Annotated in this window: 12 protein-coding genes and 1 tRNA gene; 1 reads left to right on the top strand and 12 read right to left on the bottom strand. The window is 63.4% G+C overall.

Annotated features, from left to right (window positions below; all coding sequences use genetic code 11):
* Positions 1-106 precede the first annotated feature (106 nt).
* The 3 genes from fusA to rpsL all read right to left on the bottom strand — a co-directional run bounded on the left by fusA (position 107) and on the right by rpsL (position 3151).
* A complete protein-coding gene (gene fusA / locus EP380_RS22950) occupies positions 107-2197 on the bottom strand; it encodes an elongation factor G (protein WP_106573710.1) in 2091 nt (696 codons plus the stop codon).
* Between the two features lie 35 nt (positions 2198-2232).
* The gene (rpsG, locus tag EP380_RS22945) at positions 2233-2703 is read right to left on the bottom strand and encodes a 30S ribosomal protein S7 (RefSeq protein ID WP_106573709.1); all 471 of its coding nucleotides are present in this window, start codon (positions 2701-2703) and stop codon (positions 2233-2235) included.
* 76 nt (positions 2704-2779) lie between these two features.
* A complete protein-coding gene (gene rpsL, locus EP380_RS22940; protein ID WP_106573712.1) occupies positions 2780-3151 on the bottom strand; it encodes a 30S ribosomal protein S12 in 372 nt (123 codons plus the stop codon).
* 463 nt (positions 3152-3614) lie between these two features.
* On the opposite strand from rpsL, the gene EP380_RS22935 reads away from it, so the two are divergent.
* Positions 3615-3896, top strand: a complete 282-nt coding sequence (locus EP380_RS22935; protein ID WP_106573708.1) for a transcriptional regulator — start codon at positions 3615-3617, stop codon at positions 3894-3896.
* 407 nt (positions 3897-4303) lie between these two features.
* Here EP380_RS22935 and rpoC read toward each other — a convergent pair whose 3' ends face one another.
* The 9 genes from rpoC to EP380_RS22890 all read right to left on the bottom strand — a co-directional run bounded on the left by rpoC (position 4304) and on the right by EP380_RS22890 (position 16687).
* Positions 4304-8503 carry a DNA-directed RNA polymerase subunit beta' gene (gene rpoC, locus EP380_RS22930; protein ID WP_127601130.1) on the bottom strand — a complete coding sequence of 1400 codons (4200 nt, stop codon included), beginning with the start codon at positions 8501-8503 and terminating at the stop codon, positions 4304-4306.
* A 152-nt stretch (positions 8504-8655) separates the two neighbouring features.
* Positions 8656-12792: a DNA-directed RNA polymerase subunit beta gene (gene rpoB, locus EP380_RS22925; RefSeq protein ID WP_106573706.1), complete on the bottom strand. Its 4137-nt coding sequence runs from the start codon at positions 12790-12792 to the stop codon at positions 8656-8658.
* A 184-nt stretch (positions 12793-12976) separates the two neighbouring features.
* Positions 12977-13354, bottom strand: coding sequence for a 50S ribosomal protein L7/L12 (rplL, locus tag EP380_RS22920; protein WP_106573705.1), 378 nt, complete (start codon positions 13352-13354; stop codon positions 12977-12979).
* A gap of 54 nt (positions 13355-13408) precedes the next feature.
* Complete coding sequence (rplJ, locus tag EP380_RS22915; RefSeq protein ID WP_106573704.1) at positions 13409-13927, bottom strand: 50S ribosomal protein L10; 519 nt, start codon at positions 13925-13927, stop codon at positions 13409-13411.
* 350 nt (positions 13928-14277) lie between these two features.
* Positions 14278-14979: a 50S ribosomal protein L1 gene (gene rplA / locus EP380_RS22910; protein ID WP_106573711.1), complete on the bottom strand. Its 702-nt coding sequence runs from the start codon at positions 14977-14979 to the stop codon at positions 14278-14280.
* Between the two features lie 5 nt (positions 14980-14984).
* On the bottom strand, positions 14985-15413 hold the full coding sequence (gene rplK / locus EP380_RS22905; protein WP_106573703.1) for a 50S ribosomal protein L11: 429 nt from the start codon (positions 15411-15413) through the stop codon (positions 14985-14987).
* Between the two features lie 149 nt (positions 15414-15562).
* Positions 15563-16090, bottom strand: coding sequence for a transcription termination/antitermination protein NusG (gene nusG, locus EP380_RS22900; protein WP_106573702.1), 528 nt, complete (start codon positions 16088-16090; stop codon positions 15563-15565).
* 27 nt (positions 16091-16117) lie between these two features.
* Positions 16118-16321: a preprotein translocase subunit SecE gene (secE, locus tag EP380_RS22895; protein ID WP_106573701.1), complete on the bottom strand. Its 204-nt coding sequence runs from the start codon at positions 16319-16321 to the stop codon at positions 16118-16120.
* A gap of 290 nt (positions 16322-16611) precedes the next feature.
* Positions 16612-16687 (bottom strand) — tRNA-Trp (locus EP380_RS22890).
* Between the last annotated feature and the right edge of the window lie 206 nt (positions 16688-16893).

Raw genomic sequence — 16893 nt, 5'->3', positions numbered from 1 at the left:
TTCACATGAGGCTTATTACGCTCGAATTTACCTTTTGCCATGTGACTTCTCCATTTCCTTCCACCCGCTCGCGGGCATTGTTGACTTCGACGTCAATCCCTCGGGACTACGCGTACTTTTTCTGAATTTCCTGGGCGACCGCGGTCGGGACAGGCTCGTAATGATCAAACAGCATCGTGTACTGGGCGCGGCCCTGAGACATCGAGCGCAGATTGTCGACATATTTGAACATGTTGGCCAACGGCACCATCGCGTTGATCACGGTGGCGATGCCGCGGGCTTCCGTGCCCTGGATCTGACCGCGCCGCGAGTTCAGATCGCCGATCACGTCGCCGACGTAATCTTCCGGCGTCACGACCTCGACCTTCATGATCGGCTCCAGAAGCTGCGCGCCGGCCTTCTGCGCACCTTCACGGAAGGCGGCGCGCGAGGCGATCTCGAAGGCGAGCACCGAGGAGTCGACGTCGTGGTAGGCGCCGTCGATCAGGGTCGCCTTGACGCCCAGCATCGGGAAGCCGGCCACCGGGCCCGAGGACAACACGCTCTCGATGCCCTTCTGGACGCCGGGAACGTATTCCTTCGGCACCGCGCCACCGACGATCTTGGATTCGAATACGAAATCCTCGCCCTCGGGGTTCGGCTCGAACACGATCTTGACGCGGGCGAACTGACCCGAACCACCCGACTGCTTCTTGTGGGTGTAGTCGATCTCGGCGACCTTGGTGATGGTTTCGCGGTAGGCGACCTGCGGCGCGCCGACATTGGCCTCGACCTTGAACTCGCGCTTCATGCGGTCGACCAGAATGTCGAGATGCAACTCGCCCATGCCGGCGATGATGGTCTGGCCGGATTCCTCGTCCGTGCGCACCCGGAAGGACGGATCCTCGGCCGCGAGCCGGTTGAGCGCCATGCCCATCTTTTCCTGATCGCCCTTGGTCTTGGGCTCGATCGCGATCTGGATCACCGGGTCGGGGAACTCCATACGCTCCAGGACGACCGGCTTAAGCGGATCGCAAAGCGTGTCGCCCGTGGTCGTTTCCTTGAGACCGGCCAGCGCGACAATGTCGCCGGCGAACGCCTCGTCGATGTCCTCGCGCGAATTCGAATGCATCTGCAGCATGCGGCCGATGCGCTCGCGCTTGCCCTTGACCGTGTTTTCCAGGCCGACGCCCTTCTTCACCACGCCGGAATAGATGCGGCAGAAGGTGAGCGAGCCGACGAACGGATCGTTCATGATCTTGAAGGCCAGCATCGACAGCGGCTCGTCGTCGGACGACTTGCGCTCGGTCTCCTGCTCGGTCTTCGGATCGACGCCCTTAATGGCCGGCACCTCCACCGGCGACGGCAGGAAGTCGACGACGGCGTCGAGCAACGGCTGAACGCCCTTGTTCTTGAACGCCGTGCCACAGAACATCGGGAAGAACTTGACCCCAACCGTGCCCAGACGGATCAGGCGGCGCAGTTCGTCGTTGGACGGAACCTCGCCTTCCAGATACGCTTCGAGCGCGGCCTCGTCCATCTCGACGGCGGTCTCGATCAGCTTCTCGCGATATTCCTCGGCCTGCGCCTGCATATCGGCGGGAACATCCAGAACGTCCCACTCGGCGCCGAGATTTTCCGACTTCCAGACCAGCGCCTTCATCTCGATCAGATCGACGACGCCGGCGAAATCGCTCTCCGCGCCGATCGGCAACTGCATGACCACCGGCGTCGCGCCGAGGCGCGACTTGACCATCTCGACCGACCGAAAGAAGTCGGCGCCGATCTTGTCCATCTTGTTGCAGAAGATCATGCGCGGCACATGATATTTGTCGGCCTGGCGCCACACCGTCTCGGTCTGCGGCTCCACGCCGGCATTGGCGTCGAGCAGCGCGATCGCGCCGTCGAGCACGCGCAGCGAACGCTCGACCTCGATCGTGAAGTCGACGTGCCCGGGCGTGTCGATAATGTTGAAGCGACGCTTCTTGCCGTCGCGCCCCTGCCAGAAGGTCGTCGTCGCGGCCGACGTAATGGTGATGCCGCGCTCCTGCTCCTGCTCCATCCAGTCCATGGTCGAGGCGCCGTCATGCGTCTCGCCCATCTTGTGGCTCTTGCCCGTATAGAACAGAATCCGCTCGGTCATCGTCGTCTTGCCGGCGTCGATATGCGCCATGATGCCGAAATTGCGGTAGTCGTCGATTTTATATTCGCGGGCCATCTTCGTGCCTTTCGCTCGTCTGTCCGCTCTGCCGCTTACCAGCGATAATGGGCGAAGGCGCGGTTGGCCTCGGCCATGCGATGCGTGTCTTCGCGCTTCTTGACGGCAGAGCCGCGATTGTTGGCGGCATCCAGCAACTCGCCGGAAAGCCGGTCGACCATCGTGGTCTCGTTGCGGCCGCGCGCGGCGCCGATCAGCCAGCGAATGGCCAACGCCTGGCGACGCTCCGGGCGCACATCGACCGGCACCTGATAGGTGGCGCCACCGACGCGGCGCGAGCGGACCTCGACATGCGGCGCGACATTGTCGAGCGCCTGATGGAACACGCCGACCGGCTCCTGCTTGGTCTTGTCTTCGATCTGCTGCATGGCGCCGTAGACGATGGTCTCGGCGATCGACTTTTTGCCGTGCAACATGATCGCGTTCATGAACTTGGTAACAACCAGATCGCCGAACTTCGGATCCGGGTTGATCTCACGCTTTTCTGCTCTGTGACGACGGGACATCTTTTCTCAGCCTCAAAACTGGCAGGCCCAACCCCGGATCGCCGCATCGCGCCGCCCGGACCGACCTTCGCTCAGGTCACTTCGGACGCTTGGCACCGTATTTGGAACGACGCTGCTTGCGGTTCTTCACGCCCTGCGTGTCGAGCACGCCGCGGATGATGTGGTAACGCACGCCGGGAAGGTCCTTCACGCGACCACCACGGATCATGACCACCGAGTGCTCCTGAAGATTGTGCCCCTCGCCGGGAATATAGCCGATCACCTCGAAGCCATTGACGAGGCGGATCTTCGCAACTTTGCGCAGCGCTGAGTTCGGCTTCTTCGGCGTCGTGGTGTAGACGCGCGTGCAGACACCGCGCTTTTGCGGGTTCTGCTGCATGGCCGGAACCTTATTGCGCTTCACCGGCGCAATGCGCGGCTTGCGGATCAGCTGGTTTACGGTAGGCATCAAACCTTCCTTCTCTTCCAATTCCGTGTCTTCAGGCCGTCATCGGGCCGCTCGCAGCGCCTTTTCCATACGCAAAGCCGGGCAAAACGCCGCCCAGCGGCTTGCCCGAACAAAAAAGCAGAGGAAGCGGGAGCCCCGCCTCATGCGCGCCGGATATGTCGTCGCTCGTAGAACGAACCCTGTTTGAGACGAACTTCAGGACGCGTCGTCCCGAAAGGCCAAGTCTCACATCGGCTCAGACGAGGCGGCTAATACGCCCAAGCCGCCGAATCGTCAACCCCGCGGGCCGATAAATCGCACCGAAACCGCCGCGCGGCGCCGGTCGCGCAATTTTATGTCGCAATCACCCCGGCTATCCTGCGGATCGAACCGGGGGCGGCCTGTCGCGCCGCCTGCGAACATGCCACAACGGCCATCATTCACCCGATTCGACCCGCACGGGGCGCATAAAGGGAATCACCTCATGCAGGACAACGACAACCAGCCCGTCACCATCATCACCGGCCGGGTCTGGGAACGGAAGGGAAGCGACCCGCTCGGCGTGCATGTATTGCTGGTCGCCCCCGACGACGACACCGCCGTGCGCTCGGCGCTGGAAGCGCTGGCGCGCGAGGGTTACGTCGAGGCCGAGCTCGATCGCATCGGCGACATGGACGGCGTGCCCGACGACGAGCCGCATCTATCGGCCTATGAGGGCGCCTTGTCGGGCGAGATCTCGATCGTCACCTTCGACGAACCGTTCTGAAGAAACCCTGCCGGCGACACGAACCATCGTCGCTGCCGGCTTTCGGCGACGGCCCTCGCGCTCGATACTGGTCGCACCCCAGGTCCCGGTGGCAAGCCTGTCCGCGCCGGCGTGACGAAAACGAAAAGAGCCGCCCGGTGGGGCAAATAACCGGGCGGCCCAAAGCGCGGCTGGGAGGTCATGGACCCGATCGATTGCCGCAGCCTCATCTAAGCGGCTTGTCCATGAGGCGTATGTGAGGTTTTTCACCCTCCGCCCTGCCCCCAAGCGAGCGCCGCCGCCGCGAGACGCCAACGCAAAACCCGCCGCCTGAATCCAAAGAGGCCCCGGTCATCCCGGGGCCTCCACTCGGTGTTCACAACGGCAGCACGGACCGGCTGCCTAAAATGTCGGCGATCCCGCGCCTTTTATTCGGCGCTTTGCGGGGACATGTCGGCCAGCATCGGCTCGGCCATCTCCGCACCGGACGCCTTGCGGCGCTCGTCGAGGATCAGGTCGTCGCGCTGGACGGCGATGCGCCGGATCTGGCTCATCACGCCGCCGGTGCCGGCCGGGATCAGGCGGCCGACAATGACGTTTTCCTTCAGGCCCTGCAGCGTGTCGGTCTTGCCGGCGACCGCCGCTTCCGTCAGCACCCGCGTCGTCTCCTGGAAGGAGGCGGCGGAGATGAAGGACGGCGTCTGCAGCGACGCCTTGGTGATGCCGAGCAGCACCGGCTGGCCCTTGGCGGGCTTCTTGCCGTCCTCGACCAGGCGCTCGTTGATCTCGTCGAATTCGATCGAATCGACGTGATCGCCGGGGATGTAGACCGAATCGCCCTGCTCGGTGATCTCGATCTTCTGCAGCATCTGCCGCACGATCACCTCGATGTGCTTGTCGTTGATCAGCACGCCCTGGAGCCGGTAGACCTCCTGGATCTCGTTGACCAGATAGGACGCCAGCGCCTCCACGCCCCTGATGGCGAGGATGTCGTGCGGCGCCGGGTTACCGTCGAGAATGTAGTCGCCCTTCTCGATGCTGTCGCCGTCCTGGAGGTGGAACGGCTTGCCCTTCGGGATCAGGTACTCGACCGGATCGCCGCCCTCCTCGTGCGGCTCGATGACGATCCGGCGCTTGTTCTTGTAGTCGCGCCCGAACCGCACCGTACCGTCGATCTCGGCGATGATGGCGTGGTCCTTCGGCCGACGGGCCTCGAACAGTTCGGCCACCCGCGGCAGACCGCCGGTGATGTCCTTGGTCTTGGCGCTTTCCATCGGAATACGGGCCAGAACGTCGCCCGGCTTGACCTGCGCGCCCGGCTCAACCGACAGCACCGTCTCGACCGACAGCATCACCCGGGCGTCACCACCCTTGGAGAATTTGCCGATCTTGCCCTTGGCATCCATGATGGTGATCGCCGGCTTGAGATCGGCGCCGCGCGGGGTCGACCGCCAGTCGATGACCTCGCGCTTGGTGATGCCGGTCGATTCGTCGGTGGCCTCCTGCACGGACATGCCGTCGACCAGATCCTCGAAGGCGACCGTGCCTTCGATCTCGGTCATGATCGGCCTTGTGTAGGGATCCCACTCGGCGATGCGCTGGCCGCGCTTCACCTTGTCGCCGTCGTCGACGAAGATGCGCGATCCGTAGGTGACCCTGTGGACGGCGCGTTCCTTGTCGGCCTCGTCGAGGATGACCACCGCCATGTTGCGGCCCATGACGACCAGATGGCCGTCGGAGTTGCGCACAACGTTGCGATTGCGGATCTGCACCTTGCCTTCATAGGACGCTTCCAGGAAGGAGGAGTCGACCACCTGCGCGGTGCCGCCCATGTGGAAGGTGCGCATGGTCAACTGCGTACCCGGCTCGCCGATCGACTGCGCCGCGATGACGCCGACCGCCTCGCCCATGTTGACGGGCGTGCCGCGGGCGAGATCGCGCCCGTAGCAGACCGCGCAGACACCGACCTTGACGTCGCAGGTGAGCGCGGAGCGGATGCGCACCGACTGCACGCCGGCCTTTTCGATCCGTTCGACGTCGCGCTCGTCCATCAGCGTGCCCGCCTTGACGAGCACGTCGCCGGTGACGGGGTGGTTGATGTCTTCGAGCGCGGTGCGACCGAGGACGCGTTGGCCGAGCGAGGCCACGACCTGGCCCGCATCCACGATCGGCTGCATGGTCAGGCCCTTGTCGGTGCCGCAGTCTTCCGCATTGACGATGCAATCCTGCGCCACGTCGACCAGACGCCGCGTCAGATAGCCAGAGTTCGCCGTCTTCAAGGCGGTGTCGGCCAGGCCCTTGCGCGCGCCGTGGGTGGAGTTGAAATACTCCAGCACGGTCAGGCCTTCCTTGAAGTTGGAGATGATCGGCGTTTCGATGATTTCGCCCGACGGCTTGGCCATCAGGCCGCGCATGCCGGCGAGCTGGCGCATCTGGGTCGGCGAGCCGCGCGCGCCCGAATGCGACATCATGTAGATCGAGTTCATCGGCTTTTGGCGGCCGTTGTCCAGGAACTCGACCGCCTTGATGCGGCCCATCATCTCGTCGGCGACCTTTTCGGAACATTTCGCCCAGGCATCGACGACCTTGTTGTACTTCTCGCCCTGGGTGATCAGGCCGTCATTGTACTGCTGCTCATATTCCTTCGCCAGCGCCTCGGTCTCGCCGACCAGCTTGTGCTTGGTGTCTGGAATGACCATGTCGTCCTTGCCGAACGAGATGCCGGCGCGGCAGGCATGGCCGAAGCCGAGCGCCATGATCCGGTCGCAGAAGATCACCGTCTCCTTCTGGCCGCAATGGCGATAGACCGTGTCGATCATGCGCGAGATGTTCTTCTTGGTCATCTCCTGGTTGCAGATATCGTAGGGCACGTTGACGTTCTTCGGCAGAAGCTCGCCGATGATCATGCGCCCAGGCGTGGTGTCGTGGATCTGCGAGACCGGGTTGTTGTCGGCATCGACGGTCTTGAAGCGTCCCTTGATCTTGGTGTGCAGCGTCACCGCCTTGGTCTCGAGCGCGTGGTGCAGCTCGCCCATGTCGGCGAACACCATACCCTCGCCCGGCTCGTTCTCGTTGACGATCGACAGGTAGTAGAGACCGAGCACCATGTCCTGCGACGGCACGATGATCGGCGCGCCGTTGGCCGGGTGCAGGATGTTGTTGGTCGACATCATCAGGACGCGCGCCTCGAGCTGCGCTTCCAGCGACAGCGGCACGTGCACCGCCATCTGGTCGCCGTCGAAATCGGCGTTGAAGGCGGTACACACCAGCGGGTGAAGCTGGATCGCCTTGCCCTCGATCAGCACCGGCTCGAAAGCCTGGATGCCGAGGCGGTGCAGCGTCGGCGCGCGGTTGAGCAGCACCGGATGCTCGCGGATCACCTCGTCGAGAATATCCCAGACTTCCGGCTTTTCCTTCTCGACCAGCTTTTTCGACTGCTTGACCGTCGAGGAAAAGCCCTTGGCGTCGAGACGGGCGTAGATGAACGGCTTGAACAGCTCCAGCGCCATCTTCTTCGGCAGGCCGCATTGGTGCAGCTTCAGCTCCGGACCGGTCACGATCACGGAACGGCCGGAATAGTCGACGCGCTTGCCGAGCAGGTTCTGGCGGAAGCGGCCCTGCTTGCCCTTCAGCATGTCCGACAGCGACTTCAGCGGACGCTTGTTGGCGCCGGTGATGACGCGGCCGCGGCGGCCATTGTCGAACAGCGCGTCCACGGCCTCCTGCAGCATGCGCTTTTCGTTGCGGATGATGATACCGGGCGCGCGCAGTTCGATCAGCCGCTTGAGACGATTGTTGCGGTTGATGACGCGGCGATAGAGATCGTTCAGGTCCGAGGTGGCGAAACGGCCGCCGTCGAGCGGCACCAGCGGGCGCAGGTCCGGCGGGATCACCGGGATGATCTTCATGATCATCCATTCCGGACGGTTGCCCGACTCGATGAAGTTCTCGACCACCTTGAGGCGCTTGAGCAGCTTCTTCTGCTTCAGCTCGGAGGTCGTCGTGGCGAGTTCCTCACGCAGATCGACCGCGACCTTCTCCAGGTCGAGCGAGCTCAACAGCTCATGAATCGCCTCGGCGCCGATCATCGCGGTGAAGGCGTCCTCGCCATAATTGTCGACGGCGACCATGTAGTCTTCCTCCGACAGAAGCTGGTGCAGCTTCATGTCGGTCAGACCCGGCTCGGTGACGATGTAGTTTTCGAAATACAGGACCCGCTCGATATCCTTGAGCGTCATGTCGAGCAGCGTGCCGATCCGGCTCGGCAGCGACTTCAGGAACCAGATATGGGCGACCGGCGCGGCCAGCTCGATATGGCCCATGCGCTCGCGGCGCACGCGCGACAGCGTGACCTCGACGCCGCATTTCTCGCAGATGATGCCCTTGTACTTCATCCGCTTATATTTGCCGCACAAGCACTCATAGTCCTTGATCGGACCGAAGATGCGCGCGCAGAACAGGCCGTCGCGCTCGGGCTTGAACGTGCGGTAGTTGATGGTCTCCGGCTTTTTGATCTCACCGAAGGACCAGGACAGGATCTTGTCCGGGCTGGCGAGCGAGATCCGGATCGAATCAAACGTCTGCGCCGGCGCCTGCGGGTTGAAGAGATTCATGACCTCTTGGTTCATGCCGTGCTCCTGTTCGAGACCGTGTCGGCCTCTTGTCGAAATCCACCGGGGCCCGGGGCCCCTTTTGATCGGTCGCGCGTTGCCGATAGGCATCGCCGCGACCTTGTGTCGGCCGCCCGCTCCCGCAATCGGGAAGCGGGCGGCTCAATCATCTACTCAGCCGCGTCCGGCAACGAGGTCTGTTCCTCGTCGATGCGGGTGTTTTCCAGCTCGACATTGAGGCCGAGCGAACGCATTTCCTTGACCAACACGTTGAAGCTCTCGGGGATGCCGGCCTCGAACGTATCGTCGCCGCGCACGATCGCCTCGTAGACCTTGGTGCGGCCGGCCACGTCGTCCGACTTCACCGTCAGCATCTCCTGCAGCGTGTAGGCCGCGCCATAGGCTTCCAGCGCCCAGACCTCCATCTCGCCGAAGCGCTGGCCGCCGAACTGCGCCTTGCCGCCCAGCGGCTGCTGGGTGACGAGCGAGTACGGACCGATCGAACGCGCGTGGATCTTGTCGTCGACCAGGTGGTGCAGCTTCAGCATGTAGATGTAGCCGACCGTGACCTGCCGGTCGAACGCCTCGCCGGTGCGCCCGTCGTAAAGCGTCGACTGGCCGCTTTCGCGAAGCCCGGCCTGGGCCAGCATCTCGTTGATGTTGGCCTCGTGGGCGCCGTCGAAGACCGGCGTGGCGATCGAGACGCCGCGCTTGACCTGCTCGGCGAGCCTCATCACGCTGTCGTCGTCGTAACGGCGTACCGGTTCGTTGCGGTCGTTGTCCGGGTAGATCGCTTCCAGCGTGGTCCGCAGCGGTTTGATGTCGCCGCCCGACTTATAGGCCTCGATCATCTCCCCGATCTTGTTGCCCATGCCCGCGCAGGCCCAGCCCAGATGGGTCTCCAGGATCTGGCCGACATTCATCCGGCTCGGCACGCCGAGCGGGTTGAGCACGATATCGGCATGGGTACCGTCCTCCAGGAACGGCATGTCTTCGACCGGAACGATCTTGGACACCACGCCCTTGTTGCCGTGACGGCCGGCCATCTTGTCGCCGGGCTGGATCTTGCGCTTCACCGCGACGAAGACCTTGACCATCTTCATCACGCCGGGCGGCATCTCGTCGCCGCGCTGCACCTTCTCCACCTTGTCCATGAAGCGCTGCTCGAGCGCGTTCTTGGAATCGTCGTACTGCCCGCGCAGCGCCTCGAGTTCGCTCTGCAGCTTCTCGGCGTCGACGGCAAACTGCCACCATTGCGAGCGCGGATAGTCGTCCAGCACTTCCTTGGTCAGCTTGGAGCCCTTCTTGAAGCCCTTCGGGCCCGCGATCGGCTCCTTGCCGACGAGCATGTCGGCAAGGCGCGCATAGGTGTTGCGGTCGAGGATCGCCTGTTCGTCGTCGCGGTCCTTGGCCAGGCGTTCGATCTCCTCGCGCTCGATCTGCATCGCGCGCTCGTCCTTCTCCACGCCGTGGCGGTTGAAGACGCGAACCTCAACCACCGTGCCGAACGTGCCGGGCGGCATCCGCATCGAGGTGTCGCGCACATCCGATGCCTTTTCGCCGAAAATGGCGCGCAGCAGCTTTTCTTCCGGCGTCATCGGGCTTTCGCCCTTCGGCGTGATCTTGCCGACCAGGATGTCGCCCGGCTGCACCTCGGCGCCGATATAGACGATGCCCGCCTCGTCGAGGTTCTTCAGCGCCTCTTCCGAAACGTTCGGGATGTCGCGGGTAATCTCCTCCGGCCCGAGCTTGGTGTCGCGCGCGGCGACCTCGAATTCCTCGATATGGATCGAGGTGAACACGTCGTCGCGCACGATGCGCTCCGACAGCAGGATGGAGTCCTCGTAATTGTAGCCGTTCCAGGGCATGAACGCGACGAGCACGTTGCGCCCCAGCGCCAGATCGCCGAGATCGGTCGACGGGCCGTCGGCGATGATGTCGCCCTTTTCGATCCGGTCGCCCACCTTCACCAGCGGACGCTGGTTGATGCAGGTGTTCTGGTTCGAGCGCTGGAATTTCTGCAGCCGGTAGATGTCGACGCCCGAAACCGCCGCGTCGACCTCGTCGGTGGCCCTGATGACGATACGCGTGGCGTCGACCTGGTCGACGATGCCGGTGCGCCGGGCGCCGATGGCGGCCCCCGAATCGCGCGCCACGATCGGCTCCATGCCGGTGCCCACGAACGGCGCCTCGGCGCGCACCAGCGGCACGGCCTGGCGCTGCATGTTGGAGCCCATCAGCGCGCGGTTGGCATCGTCGTTTTCCAGGAACGGAATCAGCGCCGCGGCGACCGAGACCATCTGCTTGGGCGACACGTCCATCAGATCGACATTGTCGCGCGGGGTCATCATCACCTCGCCGGCGTGGCGGCAGATGACGAATTCCTCGACGAAGCCGCCATCCTTGTCGAGCTCGGCATTGGCCTGCGCGACATAGTGCTTGGCCTCTTCCATCGCCGACAGATAGACGACCTCGTCCGACACCTTGCCGTCGACGATCTTGCGATACGGGCTTTCGATGAAGCCGTATTTGTTGACGCGGGCGAAGGTGGCGAGCGAGTTGATCAGGCCGATATTCGGACCTTCAGGCGTCTCGATCGGGCAGATGCGGCCATAATGCGTGACGTGAACGTCGCGCACCTCGAACCCCGCCCGTTCGCGCGTAAGGCCGCCCGGTCCGAGCGCCGACAGGCGCCGCTTGTGGGTGATCTCCGACAGCGGGTTGGTCTGGTCCATGAACTGCGAGAGCTGCGAGGAACCGAAAAACTCGCGCACGGCCGCTGCGGCCGGCTTGGCGTTGATCAGATCCTGCGGCATCACCGTGTCGATCTCGATCGACGACATGCGCTCCTTGATCGCGCGCTCCATGCGCAAAAGACCGACCCGGTACTGGTTTTCCATCAATTCGCCGACCGAGCGCACCCGGCGATTGCCGAGATTGTCGATGTCGTCGATCTCGCCCTTGCCGTCGCGCAGGTCGACCAGGGTGCGCACGACCGCGATGATGTCCTCCTTGCGCAGGACACGCATCGTGTCGTCCGTCTCCAGCTCCAGGCGCATGTTCATCTTGACGCGGCCGACGGCCGACAGGTCGTAGCGCTCGGAATCGAAGAACAGCGAATTGAACATCGCCTCCGCGGTTTCCAGCGTCGGCGGCTCGCCCGGGCGCATGACGCGATAGATGTCGAACAGCGCGTCCTGCCGGCTCTCGTTCTTGTCGACGGCGAGGGTGTTGCGGATATAGGCGCCGATATTGACGTGGTCGACGTCGAGAACCTGCACCTCCTGGACGCCGGCCTCGTCGAGTACCTTGAGCGTCTTTTCGTCGAGCTCGTCGCCGGCCTCCAGATAGATCTCGCCGGTCGCCGGGTTGACGATGTCCTCGGCCAGATAGCTGCCGAAAATATCCTCTTCCGTGGCGCGGATCGCCTTCAGGCCCTTCTCGCCGAGCTGCTTGGCCTGGCGGGCGGTGATCTTCTTGCCCGCCTCCACCACGACTTCGCCGCTGTCGGCGTCGATCAGATCCAAAACCGTCTTGCGGCCGCGGAAGCGGTCGGCGGAATAGGGAATGCGCCAGGTCTCGCCGTCACGCTCGAGCGACAGCTTGTTGTAGAAGGTCGACAGGATTTCCTCGCCGTCCATGCCCAGCGCCATCAACAGTGACGTGGCCGGAATTTTGCGGCGACGGTCGATGCGCGCGTGGACGATGTCCTTGGAATCGAACTCGATATCCAGCCAGGACCCGCGATAGGGAATGACGCGCGCCGCAAACAGCAGCTTGCCGGAAGAGTGCGACTTGCCCTTGTCGTGATCGAAGAACACGCCCGGCGAACGATGCATCTGCGAGACGATGACGCGCTCTGTGCCGTTGACGATGAACGTACCGTTCGACGTCATCAGCGGCATGTCGCCCATATAGACGTCCTGCTCCTTGATGTCCTTGATCGACTTGGCGCCGGTGTCCTCGTCGATGTCGAACACGATCAGCCGCAGCGTCACCTTCAGGGGCGCGGCGTAGGTGAGGTCGCGCTGACGGCACTCCTCGGTATCGAATTTCGGCGCCTCGAACTCGTAATTGACGAATTCCAGCATCGCCGCGCCGGAAAAATCCGTGATCGGGAACACGGATTTGAAGACCGCCTGCAATCCCTCGTCGGGACGGCCGCCTTCCGGCTCCTCGACCATGAGGAACTGGTCGTAGGACGCCTTCTGAACCTCGATCAGGTTCGGCATTTCCGCCACTTCGGGAATATTGCCGAAGAATTTGCGGATACGCCTGCGGCCGTTGAAGGTGTGGGTCTGGGCCATCGTCACTCCTTGCTGCCTTGCCGGCTTCGTGTCGGGCCGCGGGGCAATCCTCCGCGCGGCAAATCAAAACGGATGAAAACCCGTTTCCTGAAGGCCGCGATCGGCCCACAGGAAAAGGGTTCTCGACATCCCCGTGCAAGCGGGGCCGGCGGGCGGACCAGGTCCACCCGCCGAACACGCGTACTTACTTCAACTCGACCTTGGCGCCAGCGCCTTCGAGCTGACCCTTGATCTTGTCCGCCTCGTCCTTGGAGACGCCTTCCTTGACCGGCTTGGGCGCGCTCTCGACCAGGTCCTTGGCTTCCTTGAGGCCAAGGCCGGTGATGGCGCGGACTTCCTTGATCACGTTGATCTTCTGGGCGCCGGCATCGGTCAGGACGACGTCGAACTCGGTCTTTTCCTCGACCGGAGCGGCATCGCCGCCCGCACCGCCGGCAGCCGCGACCGCCACCGGGGCAGCGGCGGACACGCCCCACTTTTCCTCAAGCATTTTCGACAGCTCGGCCGCCTCGAGGACGGTCAGGCTCGACAGGTCTTCTACGATCTTGGCGAGATCAGCCATTTTTTCAATTCCTTACAAGGTTCGAACACAATTGGGTGACAGCGAGGAACGGCCTCATGCCGCCTCGTCCTTCTGGGCATAGGCGCCGACGACGCGCGCAACCTGCGCGGCCGGGGCGCTGACCACCTGCGCGATCCGGGTCGCCGGCGTGGAGATCATCCCCACCAGCTTGGCGCGAAGTTCGTCGAGCGACGGCAAGGTCGCAAGCGCCTTCACGGCATTGGCGTCGAGATTGGTCGTTCCCATCGCGCCGCCGAGAATGACGAGCTTGTCATTCCCCTTGGCGAAATCGGAGGCCACCTTCGGCGCCACGATCGGATCGTCCGAATAGGCAATCAGGGTCTGTCCGTTGAACAGATCCTGCATGCTCTCGGAGGGCGTGCCTTTCAGGGCGATTTTGGCGAGACGGTTCTTCGCGACTTTGACGGTACCGCCGGCTTCCCGCATCTTCGTGCGAAGATCGTTCATTTGCGCGACGGTGATACCGGCATAGTGGGCCACGACGACCGTTCCGGCGCTCGCAAAAACACCGTTCAGTTCCGTGACAAGTTCGCGTTTTTCCGCTCTGTCCACTGCCTGTCTCCAGTTGACAACCGCTCCAAAGAACGGCTGTCGGGTTGCCTTTTGCCGGGCGGGCCATCCACAATGGATCACCCGAACGGCGTTCGAGGATCCTGCCCCCTTTCACCACGCCGGCCGAAGCCGGCACGCGGGCAAAAGGCAAACACGGTTCGAACCTTTCATCGAGGCCTCGGCCTCTTTGTCCGGTCGACCCCGTCTCATGCAGGCCCATAGCGGATTAAGGAAAACCGCCTGCAATCTCGGACAGGATTTCCGGAGGCCTTGCGGCCGCCGGATTCCGGGCCCGTGGGTCCGGAATTCTGCCTCCGCGGCCGGCGTCGCCGCCGACCGCGGATGTCACATCACGCCTCGGCGAGAGAGGCGACGTCGATCTTAAGCCCGGGGCCCATCGTCGAGGAGATCGCGATCTTCTTGACGTAGTTGCCCTTGGCGCCCGAGGGTTTCGCCTTGATCACCGCATCGGCGAAGGCGCGCACGTTCTGCACGATCTTGTCGGCATCGAACGAGGCCTTGCCGACGCCCGCATGCACGATACCGGCCTTTTCGACGCGGAACTCGACGGCGCCGCCCTTCGAGGCCTTGACCGCGGCGGCGACATCCATCGTGACCGTGCCGACCTTCGGGTTCGGCATCATGCCGCGCGGGCCGAGCACCTTGCCGAGACGGCCGACCAGCGGCATCATATCGGGGGTCGCGATGCAGCGGTCGAAATCGATCTCGCCCTTCTGCACCGTCTCCACCAGATCCTCGGCGCCGATGACGTCGGCGCCGGCTTCCTTGGCCTCATCGGCCTTGGGACCGCGGGCGAAGACGGCGACGCGCACGTCGCGGCCGGTGCCGTTCGGCAGGTTGACCACGCCGCGGACCATCTGGTCGGCATGGCGCGGATCGACGCCGAGATTCATCGCCACCTCGATCGTCTCGTCGAACTTGGCGGTGGCGCGCTCCTTCAAAAGACCCACGGCCTCGGCCAGATCATAGTTCTTGTCCCGGTCGATGCCGTCGCGCGTCGCCTGGATCCGCTTTGCAATTTTCTTGGCCATTTCGCTCACCCAACCACTTCGAGGCCCATCGAGCGCGCGGAGCCCTCGACCATACGCATCGCGGCCTCGACGTCATTGGCGTTGAGGTCCTTCATCTTCGCTTCGGCGATCTCGCGCACCTTGTCGCGCGACACCTGACCGGCGACCTGCTTGCCGGGCTCCTTGGAGCCGGACTTCAGCTTGGCGGCCTTCTTCAGGAAAAACGTCACCGGCGGCGTCTTCATGGTGAAGTTGAAGGATTTGTCCTGGTAGTAGGTGATCACCACCGGAATCGGCGCACCCTTCTCCATCTCCTGGGTCTGGGCGTTGAACGCCTTGCAGAACTCCATGATGTTGATGCCACGTTGACCGAGCGCCGGTCCGATCGGGGGCGACGGCGTCGCCGATCCCGCCGGGACCTGGAGCTTGAGCTGGCCTGCAATCTTCTTAGCCATTTCTCATCTGCCTTGGTTCACACGCCGGCTGGGCCGGCAACTGCAGTTTGGTGGTCCGGACCCGACGACCGGCTAAAGCCGCCTGCCCTCCCACCGCTCGTGGCGGGCACCGCCCGCCGCCCCGCCCGGCAAGGGGCGGAATGCTCCGATCAGGCCTTTTCGACCTGACCGAATTCCAGATCGACCGGCACCGCGCGGCCGAAGATCGATACCTCGACCTTGAGGCGCGAACGCTCCTCGTCCACCTCCTGAACGTGACCGTTGAACGAGGCGAACGGTCCGTCGGAAACCCGCACCTGCTCGCCGATCTCGAACGTAATCGACGGCTTGGGACGCTCCACGCCCTCCTGCACCTGATGCAGAATGCGATCGGCCTCCGAATCGGTGATCGGCACCGGCTTGGAATCGCCGAGAAAGCCGGTCACTTTCGGCGTGTTCTTGATCAGCGAGAACACCGCGTCGGTTAGATTGGCACGCACCAGCACGTAGCCGGGAAAGAACTTGCGCTCGGCATCGACCTTGCGGCCGCGGCGAACCTCGACGACCTTCTCGGTCGGCACCACCACCTGCTCGACAAACTTGTCCAGGCCCTTCTGCCGGGCCTTGTTCTCAATGTCCTCGGCGACCTTTTTTTCGAAATTCGAATAGGCGTGGACGATGTACCACCGCGCGGTCATGTCAGGCGTTCTCCATAAAGCGGGTCGTTATCGTCCAAGATCCAGAAGCAGCTCGACGCCAAGCGCGAGGACCTGATCGGCGGCGAAGAAGAACAGCGCGGCGATCACCGCGAAGATCAGCACCATGATCGTGGAAATCGTCGTCTCGCGCCGGGATGGCCATGTGACCTTGGACGTTTCCTGACGCACCTGCTGCAGGAAAACGAAAGGATTGGTTGTTTTTGACGCCATATGCCGCTCTGTTTCACAAAGCCCGTTGGCCGGACTTCTTTTCGGATGCCCCCGCGAGGGAGTAACTGCACATCGCCAATCACGCCGCCTGCCGAATCAGCGCTATCGCCCATGCAATAAAGGCGCGCAAAGCCATTTCCGGCCCCGCACACCGTGAGTCTGAATGGCCCTACATAGTCCCGAACGTGGGTCCATGCAAGTGGCTTTTCAGTCCGGTGTCGCCGCCGGCGGAACCATCCAATCGTCCCGCAACCCCGTCGATACACGATAATCTTCGCCTTGCGCGAGACTGGCAGGGGCAGAGGGGCTCGAACCCCCGACCTGCGGTTTTGGAGACCGCCGCTCTACCAACTGAGCTATACCCCTAGGCACCGCGTTCGCGCACGGCAGCGCTTCCGTAAGGTCTTCCGCCGCGTCTGTAAAGGGTGCTTTGCGCTCCCCGCGGCGTTTTCGTTCGGGCAGCCGGCAAACCGCCCTTGCGGTGCCGTCGCCGACTTCGAAAACGATCAGGGGCGGCCGCGAGGCCGCCCCTGGATAGTGTCCTTGTTTGGCGGGGTGCGGCGGGATTGCCG

Origin of the sequence: Nitratireductor alexandrii, assembly GCF_004000215.1 — a bacterium.
GTDB lineage: Bacteria > Pseudomonadota > Alphaproteobacteria > Rhizobiales > Rhizobiaceae > Mangrovimarina > Mangrovimarina alexandrii.
Note: the sequence above shows the minus strand (reverse complement) of the source record. Positions and strands in the feature narration are given on the sequence as shown.